Below are 237 nucleotides of genomic sequence, written 5' to 3' on the forward strand. Positions count from 1 at the left end.
GTCCCGGCTGTCGGGTCATTCCTGAATACTGCCTATGTGCCTGGCGGCCGCAGGTAGAAGCCAAGTCCGCCATGTGCCTGTTGATGCATGACGTAGAGCCGATGAAACCCAGCAACACGGGCTGGCTGATCGCCGATGTCATACACGACACCACCGCCTTCGCCTGGTCGCGCACCGAAGTCGACCCCGAGCTGCTCAGGTTGCTGGCCGACCCGCAGTGGCAGCCGTACATCGTAT

Annotated in this window: 1 protein-coding gene; it reads left to right on the forward strand. The window is 62.0% G+C overall.

Annotated features, from left to right (window positions below):
• Nucleotides 1-237: DTW domain-containing protein (locus AAEZ09_RS29125; protein ID WP_350601790.1), on the forward strand; the 237-nt coding region annotated here is incomplete at both ends.

Source organism: Pseudomonas sp. 65/3-MNA-CIBAN-0223 (genome assembly GCF_040310425.1).
In the GTDB taxonomy this organism is placed as follows: Bacteria; Pseudomonadota; Gammaproteobacteria; order Pseudomonadales; family Pseudomonadaceae; genus Aquipseudomonas; species Aquipseudomonas gregormendelii.